This window comes from Paenibacillus sp. W2I17 (assembly GCF_030815985.1).
In the GTDB taxonomy this organism is placed as follows: Bacteria; Bacillota; Bacilli; order Paenibacillales; family Paenibacillaceae; genus Paenibacillus.
The window spans coordinates 5,035,699-5,062,154 of sequence record NZ_JAUSXM010000001.1; the positions used below are offsets into that span (position 1 = coordinate 5,035,699).

Sequence of the window (26,456 nt, forward strand, 5' to 3'; positions counted from 1 at the left end):
CCCGGATTTTCCCCTTGAAGAAGGGATTCAAAAAAATCTGGGGATAACAGCGATCGGAAGGTTATTCTGTCATCGGAGTGGTAAGTGTAAATATTCTTTAGTTCAACTTATCATTTGCAGCAAGCAACCATATCACCGTATAGGAGTTGAGAACGGATGAGTGAAGCGCAAAATCGCATCATTCTGGACGTGGACACGGGGATTGACGATGCACTGGCGATTTTGCTGGCGGTCAAAAGCCGGAAGCTGGACATCCTCGGCATCACCACAGTCTGTGGGAACGTATCACTCCAGCAGGCAACAGAGAATACGTGCAAAATTCTTGAACTCGCGGGTGCACCGACTATCCCGGTCATTGCCGGAGCAGCTGGTCCGCTCACTCGCAAGTCTCATTACGAACATCGGGTACATGGACAGGATGGATTGGGCGGTGCGCTGCCTGATCCGGCCGTGTCCAAGAAAGCCGAGGAAGGTTTTGCGCCAGACTTTATCGTGGATCAAGCCAAGCGATATCCAGGCGAACTGACATTAATCATGACCGCACCATTAACGAACTTGGCCCTCGCGCTGATGAAGTGTCCTGAACTGCCTTCTTTATTGAAGGAAGTCATCTTCATGGGTGGTGTTGTTCGCGGACATGGCAATATTACACCGACTGCCGAATACAACACCTACGCTGATCCGGAAGCAGCTCGCATCGTACTGCACGCAGGCATCGAGAAGCTTACTCAAGTCGGACTGGATGTGACGCGTCAAACATTGCTGAATGAAGCAACGATTGAGCGCCTCACAGATCCTGTAATACGTGCATACGTCGCTCAAAGCACAGAGATTTATATCAACCGATATGAACAAATGAACGGCGTCCGCGCTTGCGCGTTACATGATCCACTAGCCGTGGGCGTAGCCCTTGCCCCGGAACTGGTAGGACGCAAATCGTATTACGTCGATGTCGAAACCGCCAGCCGCCTGTGCGATGGTCAGATGGTATGCGACTTCCAAAACCGTTTGGGCGAGCCGCCCAACACCCTCGTCTGCGAAACCGTAGATGCGGAAGGCTTCCTTGAACTGTTTATCAACGCGTTAAACGCGTAGTTATGATCTTCACGGCATTGGGGTTCAGTCTAAAATCAATCCTTACGTATTCAGCTGGTAGTGTAGGGGACGAAATCGATTCTGAAGAAGCGAAGCGTTCGCCTAAAAGCTTTCTGAAAGAAAGCTGCTTCGGAAGCATACGCTATCCTTGGATTTTTCCTTCTATTAAGAAGGAGATCAAGAAAATCCAAGGATAACAGCGATCGTAAGAACGATTCGTAACCGGAACGGCTGGTGCGATAAACATGGACGTTTATTTTTGAAATGTGTGCCAGTGAAACGTGTGAATAAAACCATTTTACAAGTCAGGAGTATCGCGATGAAGAAATCAGTAATCTACTGGCTATTGCTGCCGGGGTTCGTGTTTTTGGCGGCATTTATGATCATTCCGATTGTCCTGACGATCGGGTCGACGTTTTTCCAAGAAAACTCCTTCACGTTTGAAGGATACATGCATTTTTTCAGAGACCCATACTTTTTGAAAATATTGCTTACGACGCTGCAAGTCAGCGTGGTCACCACCATCGTCTGTGTGGTGCTCGGATTCCCGACAGCTTATTATATTTCGCAGAAAGCGCCGCGTCGCAAAGGCATTTTGCTGGCACTGGCGATCTTCCCACTGCTGACGAGCCCGGTCGTGCGCTCGTTTAGCTGGATGATTATCCTTGGACGCAAAGGGCTGATCAACAACACCCTTGTTGGCCTGGGCATCGTGGACAAGCCGCTGGATATTCTGTACACACCGGCAGCGATGATGATCGGTCTGACGCACCTGTTCCTGCCACTGATGATTATCTCTCTGGTGGGAGTGCTTGAGAACATTGACGGTGACCTGCTCAAAGCAGCACAAAGTCTGGGTGCATCACGCATTACGGCATTCCGCCGGGTCGTGTTCCCACTGGCTGTGCCAGGACTTGTGATCGGAGCCGTGCTTGTCTTTGTCGGAAGCCTCACGGCGTATACCACACCTGCTCTCCTTGGAGGCAAGCAGCGTGTAATTGCTACGTTCCTGTATCAGAACGCCATGACTCTCAACGACTGGTATCTGGCCTCGGTTGTTGCCGCGATTATGATTGTGATTACATTTGTCGTGGTCGGTGTCATGAACAAAATGGCCAAAACTTTAAATCCGAAGGGGTAGACATATGCGGGAGAAACATATCGGGCTGGGCCTGTTCAGTCTGCTGGTCTTTATCTTTCTGCTGGGCCCGCTTCTGATCATATCGGTCACTTCGTTTGAACCGGGAACGGTACTCAAATTTCCGCCGGAAGGGTTCTCCTTCCGCTGGTATGAGAATATTTTCAACACAGGCGGATTCCTCCGCACATTCCAGACGTCCATCATCATTTCCCTGCTGGGGAACCTGTTGGCGCTGGTGCTCGGAGTTCCGGCTGCGTATGCACTCAGTCGTTACGATTTCAAAGGCAAGTCTGTGCTGAACGCACTGTTCCTGTCCCCGGTACTGATCCCGGGAATCGTGCTCGGTTTTACATTGATGAAATACCTGATCGTAATCTACCATCTGCCGATGTACCTCGGATTGTTGATCGGTCATACGATTATCATGCTTCCATTTATCATTCGGGTTATCGCGTCGAGTCTGTCGAGCTTTGACTTTGCAGTGGAAGAAGCTGCGCTGAGTCTTGGTGCGGGACGGGTAAGAACGTTCTTCACGATCGTGCTTCCCAACATCCGCTCAGGAATTATCGCTGCGGTGCTGATTGCCTTCTTGGAGTCCTTCAACAACGTGGACATCTCGGTGTTCATGACCGGACCAGGGGTAAGTACATTACCGATCCAGATGCTGACGTATGTGGAGAATTATTTTGACCCAACGATTGCAGCGATTTCCGTGCTGTTGATGGTACTGACCGGACTCTTAATGTTCGTGATCGAACGGATCATGGGCGGATTTTCATACTTTACTAAACGTTAATTGGAGGCGCAGAACGCTATGGCATTGCTGACATTAGACCACGTATCCGTGGCATACGATAAGCAGACAATCCTGAAGGATTTTCAGTTGGAGCTGGAAAAAGGTAAACTGCTCTCCCTGCTCGGACCGAGCGGTTGCGGCAAAACAACTACGCTGCGCCTCATCGCCGGATTTCTGGAAGCATCACAGGGCAAGTTTATGTTCGGCGGCAAGGATTATACGAAGGTTCCGGCGAACAAGCGGAACTTCGGATTTGTATTTCAGAGTTATGCGTTATTCCCGCATCTGTCTGTCTATGACAACGTGGCCTTTGGCCTGCGGATGCGTAAGGTAAAAGACAAGGATATTTCTTCCCGTGTAATGCGAATCTTGGAAGTCGTTAACCTGAATGGATTTGAGAAACGTTTTCCACAAGAACTGTCCGGTGGACAGCGTCAGCGTGTAGCCATTGCTCGTGCATTGGTCATTGAACCTGACCTGCTCTTGTTCGACGAACCGCTCAGTAACCTGGATGCCAACCTGCGCCTCAACATGCGGGTGGAAATTCGCCGGATTCAGCAAGAGCTGGGCATCACAACGCTGTATGTCTCTCATGACCAGGAAGAGTGCTTCTCGATCTCGGATCAGGTAGCGATTATGAACAAAGGCGTGGTTGAGCAGCTCGACCGCCCGGAAACCATTTTCAAATATCCGGCAACGGAGTTTGTAGCACGATTCATCGGGTTCCATAATTTCATTGAATTCGCGGAGCGCAGTGATGCAGGTGAATTAATCACACTGAGCGCAGGTGGACGCACATTTACAGCAACCGCACATCCTGGAACAGCACGTCCTGGTGCACGTAAAGGCGCGATTCGCCCGGATGATCTGATCGTTAGTGGAGATACTTCTGCGGATGTGGTGAACGCCTTGCCGGGCATTATCAAAGTCAGCACGTATCTGGGACGCAGTTATCAGTATGTAATTGAGACGGAACTGGGTGACTTTACAGCAAATCAGGAGATGGAAACACCATACCTTAGCGGGCAACGTGTTAGCCTGATCTTCCCACAGGACAAGCTTGTGCTGGTGGAGTAGTCGTGAATGTAAGTAACAGTAGTAAGAAATAAGAGCAGCAAAGAAGGCATTTCATGCGATGATTCCCGGACGATGGCAGTGGTGCGCAGTCATGTGCAGTACAGCAGATTAAAGTGCAGGTTCATTGTCCGGTTCGCATCGTGGTGAAATGCTTGTGAAGAAGGAGATTATGCCCCATGCGTGCAGATCAACTAATTGTGAATGTATATGTGTATAACAGTTATTATAAACGGTTTGAAATGAACAACGTTGCTGTGTTGGGCGGCAGATTCCTGTATGTTGGACCCGGTGGACCTGAGTTGATTCAGGCAGACGAAGTCATTGATGCGCGGGGAAGATACATGATTCCTGGCTTGATCGATATCCATCTGCATATCGAAAGTACGATGGTGACACCGGAAACCTTTTCTCATGGTCTGATTGGCTGCGGGGTAACATCCATTGTCGCAGAACCGCATGAGATGGCGAATGTATTCGGGCTGGAAGGTGTGCAGGAGATGATGGCTGTGAGTCGGGACACCACCGTGGATATGTTCTATGCGATCCCGAGTTCCGTTCCGGCAACCCCGATGGAGACAACAGGTGGTTCGATCGAGATCGAAGATATGGACGTGCTGCTCGCCACTGGCGAGATCATCTGTCTGGGCGAGATCATGAACTATGTCGATGTCATCCGTGATCCGGAATGCAAGACGAACCAGATTCTACAGCATATCCGCAAAAACTATCCCGATCTGGTGATCGAAGGTCATACACCGAAACTGCTTGGACTCGATCTGCATCGACTGATCTACGCAGGCATCGATTCCGACCATACCCATCAGAGCATTGAAGGATTACAGGCGCGGATTGCGGCAGGTATGTTTATTGAAATTCAGGAGAAATCGATGACACCTGAAGTCATGAAGTACCTGATTCAACATGATGTGGCACAGCATTTCTGCTTCGTAACAGATGATGTAATGCCGGATTCACTTGTGGAGCGTGGTCATCTGGATCATATCGTACGCAAAGCAATTCAGATGGGCATGCGTCCCGAAGACGCAATCTATGCAGCAACATCTACCCCTGCTTCCCGGATGAAAATGACCGATCGTGGCAGCGTAGCCCCAGGCAAAGTGGCCGATTATGTGTTGCTATCCAACCTGGAGGAGCTCGCTATTGATCAGGTGTACAAAAACGGCCGCAAAGCTTATGACGATTACGAACCGTATAAGCAGGAACGGATTACCGGGCAGTTTCCACCTCATTTCTATAAGAGTGTACAGTTGGAGAAGCTGGGCGTAACAGATTTTGCAATTCAGTTGTCAGACCCAAAAGTCAGTGGATCAGGTGTTGATCTCGCTAATGAAGGTGAGCACCAATGCCGTGTCATGATGGTCAAAGATGGTTCTACTTTTGTAGAAGAACATATTGCACCGGTTCAGTCATTGGATGGCGAATTGTTATGGGAAGAAAGCGGATATGCGCAGATCGCGACATTTGAACGTTATGGCGTGAATGGCAATCGTGCACATGGTCTGATCGGTGGAGACACCATCAAACGCGGCGCCATTGCAACGACATATTCACATGATAATCACAACCTGCTGGTTGTAGGACGTAATCGTGAAGATATGATATTGGCAGCTAACACAGTGATTTCGAGCCAGGGTGGCTTCTGTGTGGTGGAAGATGGCAAGGTGCTGTCCCATCTGGAACTTCCCGTAGGTGGCATTTTGACGGAAGAACCACTGGCAGTGGTGTCCCATCAAGTGAAGGAATTGCGAGCAGCGATGTTGTCTCTTGGATATGTGCATTACAATCCGATCATGTCGATTAGCACGCACTCCCTTGCGGTAAGTCCCGCGCTGAAGATTACGGATCACGGTCTGATTGATGTGAATGCAGGTAAGGTTGTATCGTTGATTGTAGAATAGAGTTTATTAAAAAATAGCGTCACCCCATTTCATGACCATGAGTTGTGAAATGGGGTGTTTTTATGTATAAGGATGACTATTTAATGCTTCTTTACCAGACAGAGGTCTTTGGCTATGGTTTAAGCTGGATAGGGCTGCAAGAAATCCTCCTTTGGATGGGACAAATGAATACATATATAGTAAGAAGAGAATGTTTGGACGCAGAAGCAGGAGGATAGACAACTATTATGAATGAAATAAATGATGCTAAAACTATATTTTTCGACGTAGATGATACCTTATATGATCACTTGCAGCCGCTTCGTGGCGCATTACAGGATGTTCTTGGCCTGCCAGATGATTTTCCTTATGCTGAGGCATATCACCGTTTTCGCTATTATAGTGACTGGTTGTCTGCACAAGAAGATCTATCCGCTGTACCGGAGCCGGATGCGGTGGAGCGAGTGCGCCGTCGGAGGTTTGAGCTGACGATGGAAGAGTTTGGACTCCCCTTACAGTTGGGACAGGCTGAAGAACTGCAAGCACAGTATCTGAGCAGACAGTTCGAGATTGTACCTTTTGAAGGAGCATACGAGCTGATTAGAAGGCTTCAGGCAGAAGGCCATACCGTTGGTCTAATCACCAATGGAGAAGGGCAGCATCAGCAGCGCAAGCTTGAAGCACTGGATGTGCTTAGTCTCGTGGACGAGCATCTGATTTTCATCTCCGGTACGACTGGTTATGCGAAGCCGGATCGCAGGTTGTTTGAATATGTGAGTAAGCAGTCCGGGACAGATGCCCGTTCCAGCTATTACATTGGAGACTCGTGGCGTAATGATGTGGTAGGTGCAGTGGATGCAGGGTGGACAGTCATCTGGTTCAACCATCGGGAGGCATTGCCGGAGTCCGATCATCAACCTCATTTTGTAGCACGGAGCTATGAAGAGATCAGTCGTATCCTGACTTTTGAGTTTGTTAAGCAATAAAATTGTACAGGTGGGTTCATGCAGTCCTATCATCTCGCGGAGATGAAGGGCTGTTTTTACGTTATTTGAACTGTGAGAATATTCGCAGTATGTGAGCGTAATTAAAGGTATAAATAAAAAGTGGGATCTGGTGCAGGCAGTACTACACACCCTCATTAATCAGCCGTGTGGGCAGTGTAACTCCACCTTTTATAATGATATAGGATGAAGCTGTACTTCATGGAATCTTCATGTACAAGACAGTGCAAAAGCCTTCCCAAACGGGATATGCGGTGTTATAATTAAAACAAGATTTAGATTAAGTCTAAATTAAAATGAACGAATCAAAGTAGTCCATAACAATCAATCAAATTCTATTTGTATATTCGAGAGGGGATAAATTCCATGAGCACAATCCAAACTAGAAACAACACTTTTACTAACAACGCCACAGCACTTCAAAATGTTTTGAACCGTCAGATCGCAGGTTGGTCCGTACTATACACGAAACTGCATAACTTCCACTGGTATGTCCAAGGACCACATTTCTTCACACTGCATGCCAAATTCGAAGAGTTGTACAACTTGGCTACGGCAAATATGGACGAAGTTGCAGAACGTTTGCTTGCTATTGGTGGACGTCCGGTGGCTACGATGACTGAACAGCTACGTCTTTCTCCAATTGAAGAGGCACAAGGACAGTTGTCTGCTGAGCGTATGGTAGAGTCGGTGGTTGCTGATTTGCACACGATGGTGGAAGTCATTCGTCAAGGCATTCACGAAGCAGGAGAAGCGGAAGATAACGCAACAGAAGATATGCTGATTGGATTCACCGCTGCGCTGGATAAAGAGGTCTGGATGTTAACCGCATTTCTGGGCAAATAAGCAAAGTCACCCTGCATCCTGACAACGATATGTAGAGTCCGTGAACAAAGTGTCCGTTCGCTTACAAATCCGGTGTGCTTGCCGTATAATGATGGCATTCAAGATGTACAGAATGGTGGAATGAACAATGCGGTCAGACCTGGAACAATTGCAGGAAGAAGCTGAACGGTTTATATATACATGTTATGAAGAGCTGGGCCATTCGCGTGAAGACGCAAAGGCCCGGCTTGTTGCCGTTATGGGCGAGATCGAAGTAACGGGGACCTATGTGCATACCACAGAGGAATTGGAGCAGGGTTGTAAAATGGCATGGCGTAACAGCAACCGCTGCATCGGGCGACTGTTTTGGGATAAATTGCGGATCGTGGACGCCCGTCACGCTGATACGGTAGGAACGGCAGCGGATGCTGTGCTGAATCATATCCATGTGGCATCCAACGGTGGCAAAGTAATCCCGATGATTACCATCCTTCCACCGGATGGGCCGAATGGAACTCCGGTACGTCTCTGGAATCATCAGCTCATTCGATATGCAGGATATGAGACGGAGCAAGGCATTATTGGAGATCCTGCTTCGGTGGAACTGACCAAGGCGGCGATGTCACTTGGCTGGCAGGGGGCAGGTAGCTCCTATGATGTGTTACCGCTCATTATTCAGGCAAAAGGACAAGCTCCAGAGTGGTATGTTATACCCGAAGAAGAGATTGTGGAAGTGATGATTGAACACCCGGAGCGAGCGGAGATTGCTGAGCTTGGCATGCGCTGGTACGGTGTGCCGATGATCGCCGATATGCGACTGGAGATTGGCGGTATATCTTATCCGACGGCGCCGTTCAATGGTTGGTATATGGGTACCGAGATCGGCGCCCGTAATCTGGCAGACACGTTCCGATATAACAAGCTGCCTGCGGTGGCGGCAGCATTTGGATTGAATACGTCGAGTGAAACGACATTGTGGAAGGACCGTGCGTTGGTAGAGCTGAATGTGGCTGTGCTGCATTCGTTCAAAAAAGCAGGCGTGAGCATTGTGGATCACCACACGGCAGCAGCGCAATTTGCTATGTTTGAACAGCGGGAAGAGAAGGCTGGACGTGAGCTGACCGGAGATTGGGTGTGGCTGATTCCGCCGGTATCTCCGGCGACAACGCATATTTTCCACAGCTCTTATCGTAATGAGATTGTGAAGCCGAACTTTTTCCGTCAGGATCAGGCGTATACCCTGAAAGATGGCGTGGCATCTGCCGCAGAGCTGCGAAGCAGCGAGCAGCAGAATGCACAGGTAGAGAATCACCAACCACAGGCTGGGGATACACCAATGAAATGCCCGTTTGCACATTAAATTGTGCAGACGGGTTATTTTTTTATGATCCTTTTTTATCAAACGAAGAACTTAAAATAGGAAAAAAAATGAAAATATTCTTTCTCTATATGGAAATATATAACACACCTATAATGAAGCCATGACTTTGACTTCACATAGGGGAGGGAACAATCCATGGGTTACATTGAAACGTTGCGAGGAATGGTTGGCAATGCTCCTGTTATTTTGGTGAGACCGAGTATATTGATCTTGAATAAGACGGGTGAAATTCTATTAGTTCGACATCTGGATGATACTTGGGGAGTACCGGGTGGATTTATGGAGCTCGGCGAATCAGTGGAAGAGTCTGCAATAAGAGAGGTCAGAGAAGAGATTGGGATAGAGATCAAGAAACTTCATCTTTACGGCGTCTTCTCAGGAAAAGAGTTATATACGAAATTAAGAAATGGGCATGAATACTACAATGTGGTCATTGGTTATATTTGCACGGAGTATGAGGGAGAACTGAAGCCAGATGGGATTGAAGTTCTTGAAGCGGAATTTTTCAAACCAACGGAATTGCCTGAAAGGACCGACCCTTACTTAAAAAGAAAAATCCAAGAAAATGCAGTGCACATAGCAACATTATTAGGAAAAGCATAATCGAGAGGTTGCCATCAAAATGGTATCTCTCACGAGTTGTAGAGCTAACGAATCGAGCGCGCCTTATAGGGCAGATTATTGTGGAATGATAAATCTAACGACCTTCAGAGGCGTTATTCCGGCATCTACCTGCCTGAAACCGATGCAGGAGCAACAGATCAAGGAAATAGCGTCTCTGTGATTCCTTAGACTATAGCCTTGTGGAAATTGAAGCGAATAACACTTGCATAGTTCGTTAGAAAATAATTACACCAATAAAGGGATGTCCTCCGTCATATTCATGACTTGTGGGACATCTCCTTTTGCGTTTACAACCGTTTTGTCTTGTACCGACTGCGCATCGCGGCCTGAACTACAATGGCAACAGCAATCAGCACCAGATTGAACACAAAGACGGAGTACAACGAGCCAACCTCCATAAGTAGTGCTGCAACCAATGGCGACACGATGGAGCCGATCTCGGCAGCAGAGACAATTTTGCCTATGACAGAACTTCGACTCTCGTCTGGTATGTGATCACCAATATGAGCAAAGAACGAATCCATGTAACATGCACCGCCAACCCCGCCAATCAACATGCCAACGTAGACCCATAGATGGGAGGACGTGCTTAGAAATACAACGACCTCAATTCCAATGAGGAACATGCCGAGCATACAAAGCAACAGACGATCGCCCATCCGGTCAGAGAGATAACCAACAAAGGGAGCAGCGGCTAGTGTAGAGATCCCGGAGACGGTGAAGGCAAGACTGGTGGCAAAGGGGTCCCAGTGCATGATGTGAACTGCATACAGTGCGAAATAGGTGAGGAATACCGCATAGGCACTCATCTCCAGAAAATGCACCGTACCGTAGCCAATCAGCTGTTGCCGCCGGGTGAGCTCTGTAGTTGGGCCAATCGTTGTTGATTCGGGAGCTTGATTGGATAGGGAGGTATACTCAACTTGAGAATGCTTTGCATCAGACCGTGATGAAGATAAAGGAGCAGCAGTTATAGTAGTATGAGGAGGGGAGTCAATAATAGTGTCATCATCTGAAACGTCATCCATGTAGAGCACTGAGTGTGTTAAGTTGTCCAGAGGTTCTTGTTTCACAGTAGTCGAAGGTTCTTCTAATTGATAATCACTTAACATATCCCCAGATTCATGACTAGCTCTAGCTTGTGCCGTCGTCTTCATCCCCATTGCAGCGACCACAGCCATCAGACAACATACGGTAACGAGCAGAAAAGGAACCGACAAGGGCCAGTGCAGCGCGAGCCAGCCACTTATGACCGGACCGAGTACCATACCGCCGCCCTCACTACTGCTAATATATCCATTGTACAGGCCGCGGTTGTCTACATTACCGCCATCTCCGATGATGGAACGCACGACCACGGTTAGGCCCGTGGAAGCGAGTCCTTGCAGCAGTCGGAGCAGGCCGAATAATACCGCAGCAGAAGACAATGCGAAGCCACCCATACAGACAGCGAGCAGGATCAGCATCAGGATGAGCGCATTTTTCGCTCCGAGCTTTTTATAGATTGCTGCTGCAGGAACGCCACCAATCACTTTCCCCACATAAAAAAGTGCAAAAATAACCCCCATCATCCAGCCGGACAGGCCGAATTCCTCGATAAACAAAGGAAACAGGGGCAAGATCATGAATCCGCCCATCTGACTTAGGAAACAAATGGTCATCAGCAAAGGCAGGTTACGACGAATATCCAAGAGCCAAGACTCCTCTCACACATAAAATGGAATCCTAAAAATCCTTCATTTACTCCATATGGGTACGTATTATCGACATTACCCGTAATGTATGCAGAATTTTTGAAAATAAGAAGAAATGACACGCGGTGTTTACATCAAAACCATTGCGGATATACCTGAATCATATATAATAGATGGGTTATCTATAAGGATGCATGAACGAAAGTGTACAGACTTAAGAGGTACCTCAAGTATAAGGGGGCGATGTGAAGCATGTCAGAACAACAACCGATTATCCGCTTCGAAGCGGTGACTCAGCAATACGATCAGGATGAAGCCGTATTGAAGGCAGTCAGCTTTGAAATTGAGCGGGGTAAATTTTATACGCTTCTTGGCCCATCGGGCTGCGGGAAAACAACGATATTGCGGCTGATTGCCGGTTTTGCGGAGCCGACACAGGGCAGTATTTATTTTAACGGTGCGCTTATCAACCGGGTGCCTGCCCACCAGCGGCAAGTGAATACCGTATTTCAGGATTACGCGTTATTTCCACATTTGAATGTATTTGAGAACGTAGCTTTTGGTTTGCGGATCAAAAAGATGAAAACGGCTGAAATTCGCAGCAAAGTGTTGGAAGCCCTCAAATTCGTCAATCTATCCGGGTATGAAAACCGTGAAATCGGCGAAATGTCTGGGGGACAACGACAACGTGTTGCGATTGCTCGCGCCATTGTGAACGAACCTGAAATTCTGCTGCTGGACGAGCCGCTCTCGGCACTTGATTTGAAGCTGCGGACCGAAATGCAGTATGAGCTGCGCGAGCTGCAACAGCGACTGGGCATTACGTTCATTTTTGTTACGCATGACCAGGAAGAGGCCTTGGCGATGTCCGATGAGATCTTTGTCCTGAATGGTGGCGTGATTCAACAAAGCGGTACACCGAATGATATCTATGATGAGCCGATTAACCGCTTTGTAGCAGACTTTATCGGGGAATCGAACATTGTATCGGGCAAAATGAAGCAGGACTTTGTGGTGGAGTTTGCTGGCGCACAGCACGAGTGTGTCGATCAGGGTCTCCAGCCGGACGAGCCGGTAGAGATTGTCATTCGCCCAGAGGATCTGGAGATTACAACCGAAGACCAAGGCAAGCTCAAGGTTAATGTGGACTCCCAGTTATTCCGCGGGGTGCATTACGAGATATCCACGTACGACGATGCGGGCAATGAGTGGCTTGTTCATTCAACCAAGAAAGCCGTTGTAGGCGCGCGGATAGGGCTCTATTTTGACCCGGAAGCGGTACACGTCATGCGCTTTAACGAGACCGAGGAAGAGTTCGACAAACGACTCGAAGCCTACCAAGAGGCCGCTCATGCAGACTAAGGCCAGCACACGCAATGCGTATCTGATTCCATATGTATTATGGATGGTGTTGTTCGTTGTGGCGCCGGTTCTGCTGGTCATCTATTATTCATTCTTCGATGTGGAGGGTAACTTCACGTTTGGCAACTACGCCCGGTTCTTCACACCGGTGTACTTGCAGATGACGCTCAGTTCGTTCTGGTATGCATTTCTGATTACGGCCTTCTCGCTGTTAATCTCGTACCCGACGGCTTATATGCTGACCCGGACGAAGCACAAGCAGCTATGGTTGCTACTGATCATTCTGCCAAGCTGGATCAATCTTTTGTTAAAAGCGTATGCCTTCATCGGCTTGTTCGGAACGTACGGTTTGACCAACTCCCTGCTTGAAGTCGTGGGTATTGGTACACAGCAGATTTTGTTCACCGACTTCAGTTTTATCTTTGTCTCGGTGTACATCTTCATTCCATTCATGATCCTGCCGATCTTCAATGCGCTGGAAGAGATGAATCCATCGTTGATCTATGCGGCGCGTGATCTGGGAGCCTCATCGTGGCTGACCTTCCGCCGGGTTATCTTTCCACTGACGATTAGTGGAGTAAAATCAGGCTGTCAGGCTGTATTTATTCCTGCGCTGTCTCTGTTCATGATTACCCGCCTTATTGCGGGGAACCGTGTAATTACGCTGGGTACAGCGATTGAACAGCATTTTCTCGTCACCCAGGACTGGGGGATGGGTTCTACGATTGCCGTCTTTTTGATTATTGCGATGGCGATTATTATGTTCCTGACTGGGTCAGGCAAGAAGGAGGTGCGTAATGGGAAGAAACGGAAAGCTGTCTAACGTCTATCTAGCCGTTGTATTCGCCATACTGTACGCACCGATTGCGTATCTGATCTTCTACTCCTTCAACAGCGGCGGTCACATGCGCAGCTTCGAAGGATTCACGCTTGAATGGTACAGAGAGGTGTTCGCTGATACTCGGCTGCTCATCATTGTGCTGAATACATTTATCATCGCGCTCTTGTCATCAGCGATCTCAACGATTCTTGGTGTAGCAGGAGCACTGGCGATCTACCATGTGCGTCGCAAACGGACCAAAAATACGCTGCTGTCACTCAATAACGTGCTCATCGTTAGTCCGGATGTCATCATTGGTGCGTCATTCCTGATTCTGTTCACCATGATTGGCATCAAATTGGGCTTCACTTCGGTCCTGTTGTCTCATATCGCATTCAGTGTACCGATCGTTGTAATCATGGTACTGCCGAAGCTGCAGGAGATGAGCCCAACACTGATGGATGCGGCACGCGATCTGGGCGCTGGTTCATGGCAGATTCTGACGCGTGTGGTGCTGCCATACGTGAAACCGGGTATTTTTGCCGGATTCTTCATGGCATTGACGTACTCGCTCGATGATTTTGCAGTAACATTCTTTGTCACGGGTAATGGATATTCCACACTCTCGGTAGAGATATACTCCAGAGCAAGGCAGGGCGTTTCGTTGTCCATCAATGCTTTGTCTACCCTGCTATTCCTGCTCACGGTGCTGCTGGTGGTCGGATATTACTTCATTAACCGCCGTGCAACACGGATACCTCCCGGAGGAAAGGGGCTGCGACCATGAAGCAACTGGTACGGACATTTGCGCTTGTTTTTGTGGCCGCGTTTGCCCTGATGATCCTGGCTTCGTATCTGAATAAGAGTCAGGGGTATTCTGGTGGCAACACGCTGACCATCTATAACTGGGGCGATTATATCGACCCCGATCTGCTCAAGGAGTTTGAGGACGAGACAGGTATTAAGGTTATCTATCAGACGTTTGATTCCAATGAAGCGATGCTGACCAAGATTGAGCAGGGCGGTACTACGTTTGATGTGGCGATTCCTTCCGAATATGCGATTAGCAAAATGAAAGAGGAAGACCTGCTCGTTCCAATTGATCACAGCAAATTGACTAACCTGAGCAACATCGATCCGCGGTTCTTGGACTTGTCCTTTGACGAAGGCAACAAGTACTCGATCCCTTATTTCTGGGGAACAGTGGGGGTTGTGTTCAATCCTGAGCTTGTGGATGGGTTGACGTTTGATAGCTGGAATGACCTGTGGGACCCACGTTTGAAAAATCAAATCCTGCTCCTTGATGGCGCACGCGAAGTCATTGGGATGGGGTTAAACAGTCTCGGGTATTCCCTGAACGATACCAACGAAGGCCATTTGCAAGAAGCGCTGAAGAAGCTGTCTACACTGACGCCAAACGTCAGAGCAATTGTCGGAGACGAGATCAAGATGCTGCTTGCGAACGAGGAGGCAGCGGTTGGACTCGTGTGGTCTGGGGATGCATCCGAGATTATGGATGAGAACGACAAGCTGGATTACATGGTGCCAGAAGAAGGCTCGAACCTCTGGTTCGATAACATGGTTATCCCGAAGACGGCGAGTAATATTGAAGGGGCACACCAGTTTATCAACTTCATGCTGGACCCGGATCATGCCGCTCGCAATGCGGAGTATGTCGGGTATTCCACACCGAACGCCGAGGCGCTTAAGCTACTGCCAGAGGACATCTCGGAGGATGAACGCTTCTATCCGGATGAGACACTGACAGGTAAGCTGGAGGTCTACGATAATCTGGGTAAAAAAATGCTCTCGCATTATAACGACCTGTTCCTGGAGTTTAAAATGCACAGCAAATAACCGCCAATAGCGTATGTACAGTTCGTTAGATTTGCAAAAAAACAAAAAGGGGTGCTGCTCGTCATATCAATTGATGACGAGCAGCACCCCTTTTTTATTACTTCAGAGCAATAGCGCTTGAAGTGCCATATAAGATGAACATTTAAGATCACACGTTAACGGAGGGGACAGAACAAACGAAGGAAGCGAAGCGGTCGCCTTTATCAACGGATTTTCCCATTGCTAGATGGGATTCAAAAAAATCTGGGGATAACAGCGATCCGAAGTTGTTTTGTCACCGCAGTGGCTCAGTTGATCCCACCTAATCATCTTATATGAATGACACTACATGCGCTTTTTGCGACCCACCATGATCCATGCCCCACCCATAATCAGCACAATCGCCACGAACGGTTGAATAAAGCTCAAGCTGCTCAGCATCGTGCCAATCGACATCACAGCGAAGAACAGCAACGATATAACTGTTAGAATGTTGATGGGGATCAGCAACCATTTATTCCGACCACCGAACCAATACAATTCGAACAAACCAACAGCTACAGCCAGAATGAAGCCCGGCCACATCGTACCCCAGTTGTTAAACAGCATGGCGATCTGACAGACGATACCAACCGTGAGCAGCAACCCACCAGGAACCAGAAGTCCAACCCCTCTGCCAATCATGGAGAAGTAGAGCCAGTGGAAGAACAGTCCTAGTGGAATCACGAATAACGTGGGCCAGAAGGTCGCAAAGATCGTACCCGGACCGAGTGAACCTCCTTGGTTCAGAATCAGGTACACGCCCAGCAAAATGAGAACAGGCGCAAGGATCGTACGTTTAGCCATAATATCTCTCCTTCTCAATACAAAATCAATTTTCCGAACGGTTGTATGTAGAGCAATTACTTTCGTTATTCACAGCATAGCATGAAATGGAAAAGTCTATCCTCCGTCTTTGGAGTTAAAGTGGACCTAGACCAAAGTCTAGGTAAGCATTTTGGGCAACTACCTCTCCCTAGATGAGGGTGTAGTTGAACATGCTAAAAACCCACTCTGTTGAAGAGTGGGTTCTTTCATTCTTTTTATCAAAAACGAAGCTCGTTATTTCACCACATCCGAATGTTTCTTGCCCCAGCTGTTCACACCGTCATCCTCAATAATGGAGATGGCAGCGTCGGCGATGTCGGGGTTTGTCATCAGTTTCTCCTGAATACGGAACTTGATGTCATCCGCATCAGCAAGACTGAGTCCTTTGGTCAGTTCAATCAGACCTTCGACATGATAATAACGGCCTTCCTGAATGATACGCATCATCTGAATATCGGCAACGTGTGTGTCTGCGAGAATGGTTTGGGATACTTTGTCCTCAATATCCTGCGGAGCCGCAACACCGATCAATCCGATCATATTATCGTAACCGACACGGAAAGCTACAGCGATCATCAGACATCCAATAATTGTTGTCACAATGCCATCGAGCAATGCAAAATTGGTCAATGCAATGACTACAACGGAGATCAAGGCGAGTGTCGCACCGAGTACTGCTACAACATCTTCGTAGAATACAAGACGGGTTGGTGGCGCAGCACGGCCTACATTTTTGATGGCAGCAGGGACCAAGGCAAATCCGGCGGCTTTGGGTGCGCGTGCTTCTTTGAGAATTTCCTTCATGGCTTTGATCAGAATGGCCCCGTCAATGACAATGTTCAGAACAAGCACTCCGATGTTAATCCAGAGACCGCCGGTATGACCAACAGGATGCTGCAACAGATGGATGCCTTCATGGATCGTCTCATAGGCCATAATCGTCACGACAATAACGGCGATCATGCAGAAAATGTTGATGACCCGTCCGAATCCGGTTGGGAAGCGGCGTGTAGGTTTTTTCTCGGACAACACACTTCCGACAAAGACAAACCCTTGGTTAATGGCATCAGCGAGTGAATGCATCGCCGAAGCGAACATGGCACCACTGCCACTGAATAGGAAGGCTCCCCCTTTGCACACAGCAAGTACGGCATTCCCTGCCATCGCTACGGCGGAGGATGTGTTTCCTTTTTTGACGAGAGACATAAAGCTCTCAGACTTCGGTTGTTCAGCCACTTCGTATGTTCCTCCCAGATCAATGTATTAGGTGTAGAAAAGGCAGTTTATCTATACAGCATGTGCATTTCCACTAAATGTTATTATAACCGCTTTGAAATATCCCAGCATTATGCAAAAAAGGTCATATCATCATGTGCAACTCAGTACTCGATAGCCTCCAAGGCACGTAAATTCCGATTGGATTGTTCCAACAGTTCCGTAAACGTCCCAGCGACATAATATACAAAATCCGGGTCATGCACGTACATAATAATCTGCCCAACTGTTCCTTGCTCTGTCGGATCAAAGTCGAACATCAGATACAAGGACCCGCCTCCAAGCTTGCCAAACGTAACCCATCTCTTTTGAAAAAGGTAGGGTTTGATTCGGGGATCAAGCTCACGGATCTCTTCGTCGGTAAAATAATCATCCATGCGGTTCTCCACCAGCGTGGACTGCTCCTTTTGAATCTTTTCCAGGGATAACAGGTAAAATGGCTCGGACTCTCGTCCTTCCTCAAGCCTTGGGTACAAGACGTGAAAGCCATAACCACTCCCGTTTTTACGTTTATAAAAGGCACGAAAATCAGCAGGTAATCGAATACCGTGCTCCTGCTCGAATGCGTCAAGCTGCTCATCTGTCACGCCTTCAAACTCGCGATATTCGTTGAGCAACTCCCGGTTCTCCTCATCCTGTACCTTCTCCTCCAGCAACATATCCAGTTCATCCATCAATTCATATATACGCTGTTCTGGCATCCAATTCCCCTCCGTATGAGCTATTCAGATAATATGGTGAGTGATGTCAGCAAACTGTGCCTGATTTCACCTCATATTATAGTTATAATCCGTAAAAGCACACAAGAAACCGGAGTCCTTGCTTACGTACTACAATGGTCTCATTATTTAAAGGCGGTTGTTGCATAATCAGCACACCTGGCTCCATCCTAATCAACATCTACAACCATCATGAAAGTCGCTCCTAACAACAAATAAAGCGTGGGTTACAGGGACAATCCTGTAACCCACGCTTATTTTTTATCTACTATATAAATGAAACTAATCTTTTACATAGTCCTCTTATTCAAACTTCCAACAGGACAAGCTCAGGTTACCATATTGGTAGGCTTTGAACAGGAGTGATGCCCGCTTGTTCTGATCTCCCGCACCCATGGCGAGTAACAGCGGTACAAAATGTTCCGGCGTAGGCACGGCGGCTTGAGCTGAAGGTGCCAGTTTATCATAGGAGAAGAGAGACTCCGTATCCCAGCTCACCAGCTTGTCATGTAGCCAGTTGTCGAACTCTGATGCCCACGGGTCAACGCCGTCACTTTCCCAGTTCAGTCGACGCAGATTGTGGACGGTTCCGCCGCTGCCAATGACGAGAATGTCCTGCTCACGCAAGGAAGTGAGTGCCTGTCCGACCTGATATTGCTGCTCACCTGTTAGATAGCGATTCACGGACAAGGCAACTACGGGAATATCCGCATCTGGGTAGAGCAGGCGTAGAACAACCCAAGCGCCATGATCCAGGCCACGAACGTCATCTGTCTGTACCGGAATCCCGGCTTCTGCAAATAAACGCTCCACCTCGGCTGTGGTCTCTGCCTGTCCTTGAGCCGGATACTTGATCTGATACAGCTCGGGCTGGAAACCGCCGAAATCGTAGATGGTTTCGTAATTGGCTACCGAGGATACAAGCTGGCTTGTGGATTCCCAGTGAGCAGAGAACAATACAATTGCTTTGGGTTTTGGCAGTTCCTGTCCTAGTTTTTGCAGAAATTCAGTGTACACATTCTCCTCCAGTGCCAGTGACGGGGCACCGTGAGCAATAAACAGAGATGGCATCATTATGAATTCAGTCCTTTCGGGTCTTCGGTAGTCAGATTTGCATCCGTCCGAAGCCAGTGTTGAAATTGTTGATATAGATCGGGTGTCACTTGGTGTCCACCGTTGTAAGGTACATATGTGACGTGATTGGTGTGTTGATGGAAGAAATTGGCGTTATCTTCGCCCAGTTGCAGCGGGAATAGATGATCCTGATCCCCATGCGAGATGAACACAGACAGCTTCGAATCGGGTTGTAGCTTGTAATCGTCTTTCACAAATTGCGGGATGTACCCACTCATCGCTACAATGCCTTTAATTGCATCTCCCATCACCAGCGATAAAGTCATTGCCATAATGGCGCCCTGGCTGAATCCGGCGATATAACGCCGCGTAGGATCAATAGCATATTTGGCGGACAGATCAACAATCAACTGTTGCAGTCCCAACACGGAGGCATCATACAATTCACGGATGGGGTTGCCAATGCTTTTAATCTGAAAATAAGCATAACCACTACCCTGAACGATAGGCCCACGGATGGCAACATTAATAAAATCAGACTGCATAGGCTCCATCAAACGAAGCATATCTTGCTCATCTGATCCCATACCATGTAAGGCGAAGATTACGGGATAACGCTGATCTGAATTGTAATGGGACGGTAATCGGACTTCATGTATATAAGGAGAATTCATTGAAAACACCACCTGATGAGGAATGAGTTAGATATATCGTTCTGACAACTAAGTTCACTAATATGAAATAAATATTCTTATTTATGAACAAAATTTATCATGGTTTCATTGTAGGGTCAATACTTTTTTTGTATGATGAATATATGTTTATTTATAAAAAATCTTGAATGGTTCTACAATAAATGCCGCTGCGCATGGTTCATATCTTATTCCCGAGGACGTGATCAGGATGTTAAAAAGTATCGTGCCTATTTTGAGAATATTTGATGAAAATAAAGCTAGAGAGTTCTACCTTGAATACCTGGGTTTCCAATTGGATTGGGAACATCGATTTGAGCAAGATATGCCCTTATATATGCAGATTTCACTTGATTCCATCGTGATTCATTTATCCGAACATCATGGAGATTGTACACCTGGAGCTGCCTTGCGCGTGGAGACGGATAACTTGGAAACATTCCATGGTGTACTTCGTCAGAAAAAGTACAAAAATGCGAGACCCGGTATAGAGGAGACCCCTTGGCAATCAAGAGAAATGACCGTGACAGATCCGTTTGGCAATCGGATTATATTTGTTGAGGCAAGCGCCGAATAGATAACCTGAAGAAGCGACGCGGACGTCTAGTGTTTAAAAATCAATAGAAGGGAGGGACGCGATATGGATATTGGCTTGGCTATTCGTACGATCCGCAAACAGAAACAGATTACGATCATGCAGATGTGTGAGGGAACGGGGTTGTCCAAAGGTTTTATCAGCAACGTAGAAAATAACAAAACGTCACCTTCCATTGCTACGCTTGAAAGTATTGCGGATTATCTGGAAGTGCCACTTCCTTATTTGCTGCTGACACCAGAGCAACGGATGAACGTGGTACGCAAAAACGAGCGTAAGGAAACGACGGCTGGAAGTGGACAGATTAAAGTGCAGCAGCTTACCGCCAAAGGTGCGATGCGTATGTCCATTGTGGAGTTACCGCCAGGTGCATCGACCGGGGTTAGCAAACATGCCGGGGAGGAAAGTCATCTGGTGTTGCAGGGCAAGATTCGTGCGGAGCAAAGCGAAGATGTGGAAGTTCTTGAAGTGGGTGATTCGTTTACCTGGAATGCGATCGTGCCCCATGAAGTGACCAATATCGGTGAGGAACCTGCGGTGGTGCTCATTGCGGTGTCCAAAGAATTGGGTCTGGATCATTTGTAAAATACAAAAAGGACGGCTCCCAAGTCATGAACATGCGAACCTGCATACATGTACAATGGGAAACGTCCTTTTATATTTCTAACGAACTGAGCGAACCCTATTAGATGATTCTAAGCAGATCTCGAGATGTAACGAATCTCAGACGCTTTATTTCACTCTTGTGTGTGTAATTTGACTGCACTCCACAGGCTTCTGGCGAAATAATGTCGCTGAGATTCGTTACGTTTCTCATTTCCTGCAAAAGAGCACAATAAGGTGCGAGAGATTCCTTAGAAAGGTCAGAGGGCCTCTGTCTATTGTGGATTAGTCGTCCAGATACCTGCTGCTTTAACGAAGACACGGTCGGACAGCTTGAGCGTTGCGAGTGCAAGTTCAGCTACATCTTCCGCTTGCATCATGCGATCTTCGTCGCCAATTTTCAGTCCGGCATTGGTCGCAAGCTCCGTATTAACGGTGCTTGGTGTCAGTGCGGTCACACGAATGTTGGACTTACGCACTTCCTGCATCAGAGATTCGGTCATGCCAAGCAATGCAAACTTGGATGCACAGTATGCCGAACCTGTAGCGAATCCGCGTTCACCTGCAGTGGAAGCAATATTGATAATGCTGCCGCTACTTTCCTTGATCATGCTCGGAAGGACAGCGCGTGTAACGTAATATGTACCCATAACGTTAACATGCAGGATGCGCTCCCACTCTTCCGGCTCCATCTCCATGAACGTCCCGAACTTTCCGATCCCCGCATTATTGATAAGGATATCCACAGCACCGAGTTCCATCTCGATGGCTGCTACAGCGGCTTCCGCCTGCGTACGATCCGAGATATCTGCTACAGCACTGGTTACTTTCACACCGTATTCTTGACTCAGAGACTGTTGCAGAGCCTGAAGATCCGAAGCGGTACGTGCGATAAGGCCGAGGTGCACTCCTTCTTTGGCAAGAGCTTCAGCGATCGCACGGCCGATACCTTTTCCGGCACCTGTGATGATCGCTGTTTTATTTTTAAGTTCCATGTGGGTAATTCCTCCTTAGAAATGGACTAGCATTCAATTATACTATTATTACCCACAGTTCGGAAATTGGCTTCATCACTATTTGGTAATCTCGATGCTGCCAGAAGAAGTACGGGCCTTGATCACTTCCCGGCTCACCATTGGCGATTCAGGTACATCGACACTTCCGGAAGTAGCTTTAGCGTCATAAATTCCGTCAAAATCAGGTGCAGCTTGAATGAAAATATCTCCTGATGTTCCCGACGCATTAATCGGGGCGGAATGGGACTGTTCAATATGAATGCTACCCGAAGTGAATTGAACATCAGCTGCGCCGTATAATTCAGTAATCTCAATATCTCCTGATTTAATCTTACTGTTTACATGACCTGCAATCTGATCTGCCGTGAAACTTCCGGATGTCTGTTTCACGGTCATGTCTCCATTAATCATGGAAGCGGTAATGTCACCCGAAGTTAGAGCCAGCTCAATATTGGGTACCTTGATGTTTTCCAGACGTATGGAACCTGAGGTATTATTCAGCTCAAGCTGATTGGCACTCAGATCCGTTAGATCCCAGTCACTTGAAGAGGATTCCAGCTTAACCTCATTTAATTGGTGTCCTTCAGGCAGAGCAACCGTTATTGTGGAGTCTTGTTCATTCCAATACAGGGTGAAAAATTGCAATCGGTCACGTTCTGTCTGAGACAGTTGGAATGTGCCGTTAGATAAAGTGGCTTGTTCGAAGCTTTTTACTACGGCAGGGTCCCATTTGCCATCCACTTCGATATAACCATTCGAATCCGGGCTTACAACAAATTCAATATCTGCACTGAAATTAGCATTCATGATAATGTTCTGCAATTCATCTTCTTTGAAATCCCATCGTTTAGAATAATGCTCCCGTTCATCCCCGAACTGAACGCCATAGATGGATGTCCCGAGCAAACCTATTCCGATACATATCACGGCAAGCGCAAGCCATTTTTTGGTACTCATGCGGAAACATCTCCTTTCATCGTGTTTTTATTCCATCTAATATATTGAAGAGTGACGATTTTGAAGGCTCTAAAGACATACTTCGATGCGATGGCAAACAAAATACCGACACCGAAGGCGCCAATCGCAACGAAAATCTCCGGTTTATCAAGTTGGCTCAGGAATAAGGAATCCACAACCGCTGCCACAGGAGCCAATACCAGCAAGGAAAGGCTGGCAATAACAAGCCATACCGACCACATCATGAGACCAAGAGGAATGCCAAGAATCAGATTCAGGAATAAAAGGCCGATGGCTGTGAAAAATTTGCGAGTGGCTCTGGTGTTGTTTCTAGGTGACCGCATTTCGCGATACGTCGGTGCATAGAACGCATCTGAACCCGGCGTATGCATGTCATAACGATCACCGAGTGCTTCCTTGGCGATTTCTTCCGGGTGTCCCAGTTCCCGAGCGATCTCTTCTTCCAGCCTGCCTTCTCGTAGTCCAAGCTCGAAATGTTGATCATAGTCGGCGAGCAACTCAGCCCGTTCGAATGGGTCCATCGGCCGTAGATGAATTTCCATGGCTTTCATAAATTGTTGTCTATTCATTAGGGGTTCCTTCCTCAATCAGATTTGCGACATTGCGCACAAATTCATTCCATTCTGTCGTCAGTGCCGTCATGTAGTCGCGACCTGTATCGGACAGTCGGTAATACTTGCGCGGCGGGCCTTCAGTTGATTCTTGAAGGTAGGTGGTGCAGTAACCGTCATTCACAAGCCGGCGAAGCAAGGGATACAGTGCACCTTCAGCAACTTCGATATGTTTGGAGACCGCCTGAGCCAGTTCGTAGCCATACCGATCCTGGCGGTTAATTAATACCAGGACGCACAGCTCCAATACTCCTTTTTTGAACTGGATGTTCACATTCACACAGGTTCCTCCTTCGTAGCTTCATTTATAGCTAGTGTATATTGTTCAGTAGTGGTGAAGTCATCATAGCATCCAGTACTGTTTAATGCAAGGTAGTGACTTTAAAATAGTTCCGTACCACGATTGATCGATAATAAGTTCGTTTAATGCGGATGCTTAGCCGAGGCTGTCTGTTTAGCTATATAATTCAGCATACGCAAAAACCGGATCGGTTGCTTCCGTCTGAAGGCTGATTCCGATCCGGTCTGTGAGATGAACTTTTGTTTCTTTTGTTTCTTTGGTTTACAGGTTAATCGCAAATGTCGGTTATTCTTGTGCATCCAGAACTTTAAGGTCTTCCACAGCAGGGCCCTCAATGACATGGCCTGCATAATCGAAGCGGGAACCATGGCATGGGCAATCCCACGAACGCTCGCCCTCGTTCCATTCGACTTCGCAACCCAGATGGGTGCAGGTGGTATCCACCAGAAACAGCTTGCCACTGGTGTCCTTGTAGGCACCAGCACGTTTGCCATTATGACGAACGACGGCTCCTTCGTCTTCGCCAATATCGCTAACGTTTTTGTGCACAATGCCTACTTTACCGGAGATTAATTCCTTGGCTACATTCATATTTTCCACAATAAAGTGTTTCATGCCAGGATCAGCTTTGAATCTTGCCGGATCGAATATGGCAGCATGAGGGTTGTCACGTCCAGTGATGCGATCCGCAAGAAGGTGTCCTGCCATCGTACCAGTCGTCATTCCCCATTTGGCAAACCCGGTCGCCACATAGACACGTTCATGTCTTCCGGTAATCGGTCCAATGTAAGGCACCTTGTCGATAGAGATCAGATCCTGGGCTGACCAGCGAAAAGGGATGTTGCGAATGCCAAATGTCTCAGCTGCGAACTGCTCCAGACGTTCATAGTGACCGAAGGTGCAGATGCCTTGTCCGGTTTTGTGGTTTTCGCCGCCAAAGAGGATAAGTTCCTTACCGTCATGTAAGACGGTACGCAAGGAGCGGTATGGTGTATCGTCCGAGATGTACATGCCGCCCGCATAGGGTTTCTCCGGTTCGACTAATACAGCGTAGGATCGTTCGGCGTGTAATCGTGTGAAATAAAATCCGGGATCATAGACGGGAAAATGAGAAGCCACAACAATATGTTCCGCTGTTACAGATGGGCCATCTCCATAAGTTCTGACATGTAGTGAAGCGTCTTCCTCTACATCCGTAACTGTCGTATGCTCGTAGATCTGTACCCCTTGTTTCACAGCGGAATCGAGCAAGTAGTGCAGGTAGGCCAGCGGATCAAAGCGTGCCTGACCCGGCATGCGGATACCCGCTCTGGCAGGAACTGGAATAGGGAGTGGATCTACCCACTCACCAGGGATATTGAGTTTGCCATAGGCGGTCAGCTCGATCTCCAGTTTTTTGATGTTTTCCTCGGACTGAATATAGACGTAGGCATCTTCCTCTGCCCACTGGCAATCAATCCGTTTTTCCTTCACCAGATTGCGCATCCAATTAGCGGCATCGGCATTGCCTTCATAGTACATCCGAGCCTGTTCTTGTCCGAAGTGATGCATAATTTCATCAAATATGACGCCGTGCTGTGCAGATACCTTGGCCGTGGTATGACCGGTCGTGCCATCCAATACTTTTCCAGCTTCCAGCACGACTACACGCATACCCGTCTGCGCGAGCAGATAGGCTGTAGTGATCCCGGCAATACCGGCACCAATAATCGCTACATCAGCGGTGATATCTTCGGTCAGTTTTGGATAGGCATCGAATTGATGCGTAGCACGCCACAGCGATTCGGGGACCGGGGGCAGACCCGTCTTGGGCTGCTGATTGTCGCTCATTTTTTTTCCTCCTTGATTATCTTCAATCTATCGCATGGGATGTTGTTCAGCGCACATCGTTGTACTCTTATTCATGATTGCCAGACTATGCCAGGAAAAAACGGTGTTGTTCAGATTTTGCAGAGGGGATGTTCACAATTTCCTGCACAGTACCTCTGTTTTTTTTGTTAAACATGCTATATGATAGGATTACCGAAATCGTTTTAGGTTTTGAAAAGGAGATCAAGTTTTACACCTGTAAACGTTGATTATAAAAGGATTAATCTATCCATCGGAAGAAAGATTTCATCCGAATTAATCCCCGTTTTTTCTTGATATATGTATTCGCTATCATTTTAATTT

The 26,456-nt window shown here is 47.6% G+C and carries 26 protein-coding genes; 15 read left to right on the forward strand and 11 right to left on the reverse strand.

Going from position 1 to position 26,456, the window contains the following annotated elements; translation table 11 throughout:
- The first annotated feature begins 156 nt into the window (after positions 1-156).
- The 9 genes from QF041_RS22595 to QF041_RS22635 all read left to right on the forward strand — a co-directional run bounded on the left by QF041_RS22595 (position 157) and on the right by QF041_RS22635 (position 9,820).
- Positions 157-1,095: a nucleoside hydrolase gene (locus tag QF041_RS22595; RefSeq protein ID WP_307415757.1), complete on the forward strand. Its 939-nt coding sequence runs from the start codon at positions 157-159 to the stop codon at positions 1,093-1,095.
- Positions 1,096-1,414: 319 nt separating this feature from the next.
- A complete protein-coding gene (locus tag QF041_RS22600) occupies positions 1,415-2,236 on the forward strand; it encodes an ABC transporter permease (protein ID WP_036612869.1) in 822 nt (273 codons plus the stop codon).
- A 4-nt stretch (positions 2,237-2,240) separates the two neighbouring features.
- Positions 2,241-3,032: an ABC transporter permease gene (locus QF041_RS22605; RefSeq protein WP_017691790.1), complete on the forward strand. Its 792-nt coding sequence runs from the start codon at positions 2,241-2,243 to the stop codon at positions 3,030-3,032.
- 18 nt (positions 3,033-3,050) lie between these two features.
- Positions 3,051-4,109 (forward strand): ABC transporter ATP-binding protein, encoded by a 1,059-nt coding sequence (locus QF041_RS22610; RefSeq protein WP_036612866.1) that lies wholly within the window; start codon positions 3,051-3,053, stop codon positions 4,107-4,109.
- A gap of 176 nt (positions 4,110-4,285) precedes the next feature.
- Positions 4,286-6,028, forward strand: coding sequence for an adenine deaminase C-terminal domain-containing protein (locus tag QF041_RS22615; protein ID WP_307415758.1), 1,743 nt, complete (start codon positions 4,286-4,288; stop codon positions 6,026-6,028).
- 227 nt (positions 6,029-6,255) lie between these two features.
- On the forward strand, positions 6,256-6,993 hold the full coding sequence (locus QF041_RS22620) for an HAD family hydrolase (protein ID WP_307415759.1): 738 nt from the start codon (positions 6,256-6,258) through the stop codon (positions 6,991-6,993).
- Positions 6,994-7,377: 384 nt separating this feature from the next.
- Complete coding sequence (locus QF041_RS22625; protein ID WP_307415760.1) at positions 7,378-7,857, forward strand: Dps family protein; 480 nt, start codon at positions 7,378-7,380, stop codon at positions 7,855-7,857.
- A gap of 127 nt (positions 7,858-7,984) precedes the next feature.
- Positions 7,985-9,196 (forward strand): nitric oxide synthase oxygenase, encoded by a 1,212-nt coding sequence (locus tag QF041_RS22630; protein ID WP_307415761.1) that lies wholly within the window; start codon positions 7,985-7,987, stop codon positions 9,194-9,196.
- A gap of 156 nt (positions 9,197-9,352) precedes the next feature.
- Entirely contained in the window at positions 9,353-9,820 is a 468-nt protein-coding gene (locus QF041_RS22635; RefSeq protein WP_307415762.1) for an NUDIX hydrolase, read from the forward strand.
- 308 nt (positions 9,821-10,128) lie between these two features.
- Here the strand turns inward: QF041_RS22635 and QF041_RS22640 are convergent, their stop codons facing one another.
- On the reverse strand, positions 10,129-11,532 hold the full coding sequence (locus QF041_RS22640; RefSeq protein ID WP_307415763.1) for an MFS transporter: 1,404 nt from the start codon (positions 11,530-11,532) through the stop codon (positions 10,129-10,131).
- Positions 11,533-11,787: 255 nt separating this feature from the next.
- Here QF041_RS22640 and QF041_RS22645 point away from each other — a divergent pair, with 255 nt between their 5' ends.
- Genes QF041_RS22645 through QF041_RS22660 form a run of 4 tightly spaced genes read left to right on the forward strand, consistent with a single transcriptional unit; the run spans position 11,788 to position 15,574 of the window.
- Positions 11,788-12,897, forward strand: a complete 1,110-nt coding sequence (locus QF041_RS22645; RefSeq protein ID WP_076332432.1) for an ABC transporter ATP-binding protein — start codon at positions 11,788-11,790, stop codon at positions 12,895-12,897.
- On the forward strand, positions 12,887-13,720 hold the full coding sequence (locus tag QF041_RS22650) for an ABC transporter permease (RefSeq protein ID WP_017691799.1): 834 nt from the start codon (positions 12,887-12,889) through the stop codon (positions 13,718-13,720). The genes QF041_RS22645 and QF041_RS22650 overlap by 11 nt, the downstream gene beginning before the upstream one ends.
- Positions 13,695-14,504 carry an ABC transporter permease gene (locus QF041_RS22655; protein WP_062836831.1) on the forward strand — a complete coding sequence of 270 codons (810 nt, stop codon included), beginning with the start codon at positions 13,695-13,697 and terminating at the stop codon, positions 14,502-14,504. The genes QF041_RS22650 and QF041_RS22655 overlap by 26 nt, the downstream gene beginning before the upstream one ends.
- Positions 14,501-15,574, forward strand: a complete 1,074-nt coding sequence (locus tag QF041_RS22660; protein WP_307415764.1) for an ABC transporter substrate-binding protein — start codon at positions 14,501-14,503, stop codon at positions 15,572-15,574. The genes QF041_RS22655 and QF041_RS22660 overlap by 4 nt, the downstream gene beginning before the upstream one ends.
- A 324-nt stretch (positions 15,575-15,898) precedes the next feature.
- Here the strand turns inward: QF041_RS22660 and QF041_RS22665 are convergent, their stop codons facing one another.
- The 5 genes from QF041_RS22665 to QF041_RS22685 all read right to left on the reverse strand — a co-directional run bounded on the left by QF041_RS22665 (position 15,899) and on the right by QF041_RS22685 (position 20,162).
- A complete protein-coding gene (locus QF041_RS22665) occupies positions 15,899-16,399 on the reverse strand; it encodes a hypothetical protein (protein WP_017691802.1) in 501 nt (166 codons plus the stop codon).
- Between the two features lie 255 nt (positions 16,400-16,654).
- Positions 16,655-17,656, reverse strand: coding sequence for a cation diffusion facilitator family transporter (locus QF041_RS22670; RefSeq protein WP_091036009.1), 1,002 nt, complete (start codon positions 17,654-17,656; stop codon positions 16,655-16,657).
- A gap of 143 nt (positions 17,657-17,799) precedes the next feature.
- Positions 17,800-18,396 (reverse strand): SMI1/KNR4 family protein, encoded by a 597-nt coding sequence (locus QF041_RS22675; RefSeq protein ID WP_307415765.1) that lies wholly within the window; start codon positions 18,394-18,396, stop codon positions 17,800-17,802.
- Between the two features lie 321 nt (positions 18,397-18,717).
- Complete coding sequence (locus QF041_RS22680; RefSeq protein WP_307415767.1) at positions 18,718-19,488, reverse strand: DODA-type extradiol aromatic ring-opening family dioxygenase; 771 nt, start codon at positions 19,486-19,488, stop codon at positions 18,718-18,720.
- Entirely contained in the window at positions 19,488-20,162 is a 675-nt protein-coding gene (locus QF041_RS22685) for an alpha/beta hydrolase (protein WP_307415768.1), read from the reverse strand. Before QF041_RS22685 ends, QF041_RS22680 begins: the two co-directional genes overlap by 1 nt.
- A 229-nt stretch (positions 20,163-20,391) precedes the next feature.
- On the opposite strand from QF041_RS22685, the gene QF041_RS22690 reads away from it, so the two are divergent.
- Positions 20,392-20,757, forward strand: coding sequence for a glyoxalase superfamily protein (locus tag QF041_RS22690; RefSeq protein WP_307415769.1), 366 nt, complete (start codon positions 20,392-20,394; stop codon positions 20,755-20,757).
- A gap of 63 nt (positions 20,758-20,820) precedes the next feature.
- The gene (locus QF041_RS22695; protein ID WP_036612829.1) at positions 20,821-21,360 is read left to right on the forward strand and encodes a helix-turn-helix domain-containing protein; all 540 of its coding nucleotides are present in this window, start codon (positions 20,821-20,823) and stop codon (positions 21,358-21,360) included.
- Between the two features lie 293 nt (positions 21,361-21,653).
- On the opposite strand, the gene QF041_RS22700 is transcribed toward QF041_RS22695, so the two are convergent.
- The 5 genes from QF041_RS22700 to QF041_RS22720 all read right to left on the reverse strand — a co-directional run bounded on the left by QF041_RS22700 (position 21,654) and on the right by QF041_RS22720 (position 26,114).
- Positions 21,654-22,373 (reverse strand): 3-ketoacyl-ACP reductase, encoded by a 720-nt coding sequence (locus QF041_RS22700; RefSeq protein ID WP_017691809.1) that lies wholly within the window; start codon positions 22,371-22,373, stop codon positions 21,654-21,656.
- Positions 22,374-22,451: 78 nt separating this feature from the next.
- The gene (locus QF041_RS22705; protein ID WP_307415770.1) at positions 22,452-23,351 is read right to left on the reverse strand and encodes a DUF4097 family beta strand repeat-containing protein; all 900 of its coding nucleotides are present in this window, start codon (positions 23,349-23,351) and stop codon (positions 22,452-22,454) included.
- A complete protein-coding gene (locus QF041_RS22710; RefSeq protein ID WP_307415772.1) occupies positions 23,348-23,941 on the reverse strand; it encodes an HAAS signaling domain-containing protein in 594 nt (197 codons plus the stop codon). Before QF041_RS22710 ends, QF041_RS22705 begins: the two co-directional genes overlap by 4 nt.
- Entirely contained in the window at positions 23,934-24,263 is a 330-nt protein-coding gene (locus tag QF041_RS22715; RefSeq protein ID WP_091036026.1) for a PadR family transcriptional regulator, read from the reverse strand. Before QF041_RS22715 ends, QF041_RS22710 begins: the two co-directional genes overlap by 8 nt.
- A gap of 306 nt (positions 24,264-24,569) precedes the next feature.
- A complete protein-coding gene (locus tag QF041_RS22720) occupies positions 24,570-26,114 on the reverse strand; it encodes an FAD-dependent oxidoreductase (protein WP_307415773.1) in 1,545 nt (514 codons plus the stop codon).
- Between the last annotated feature and the right edge of the window lie 342 nt (positions 26,115-26,456).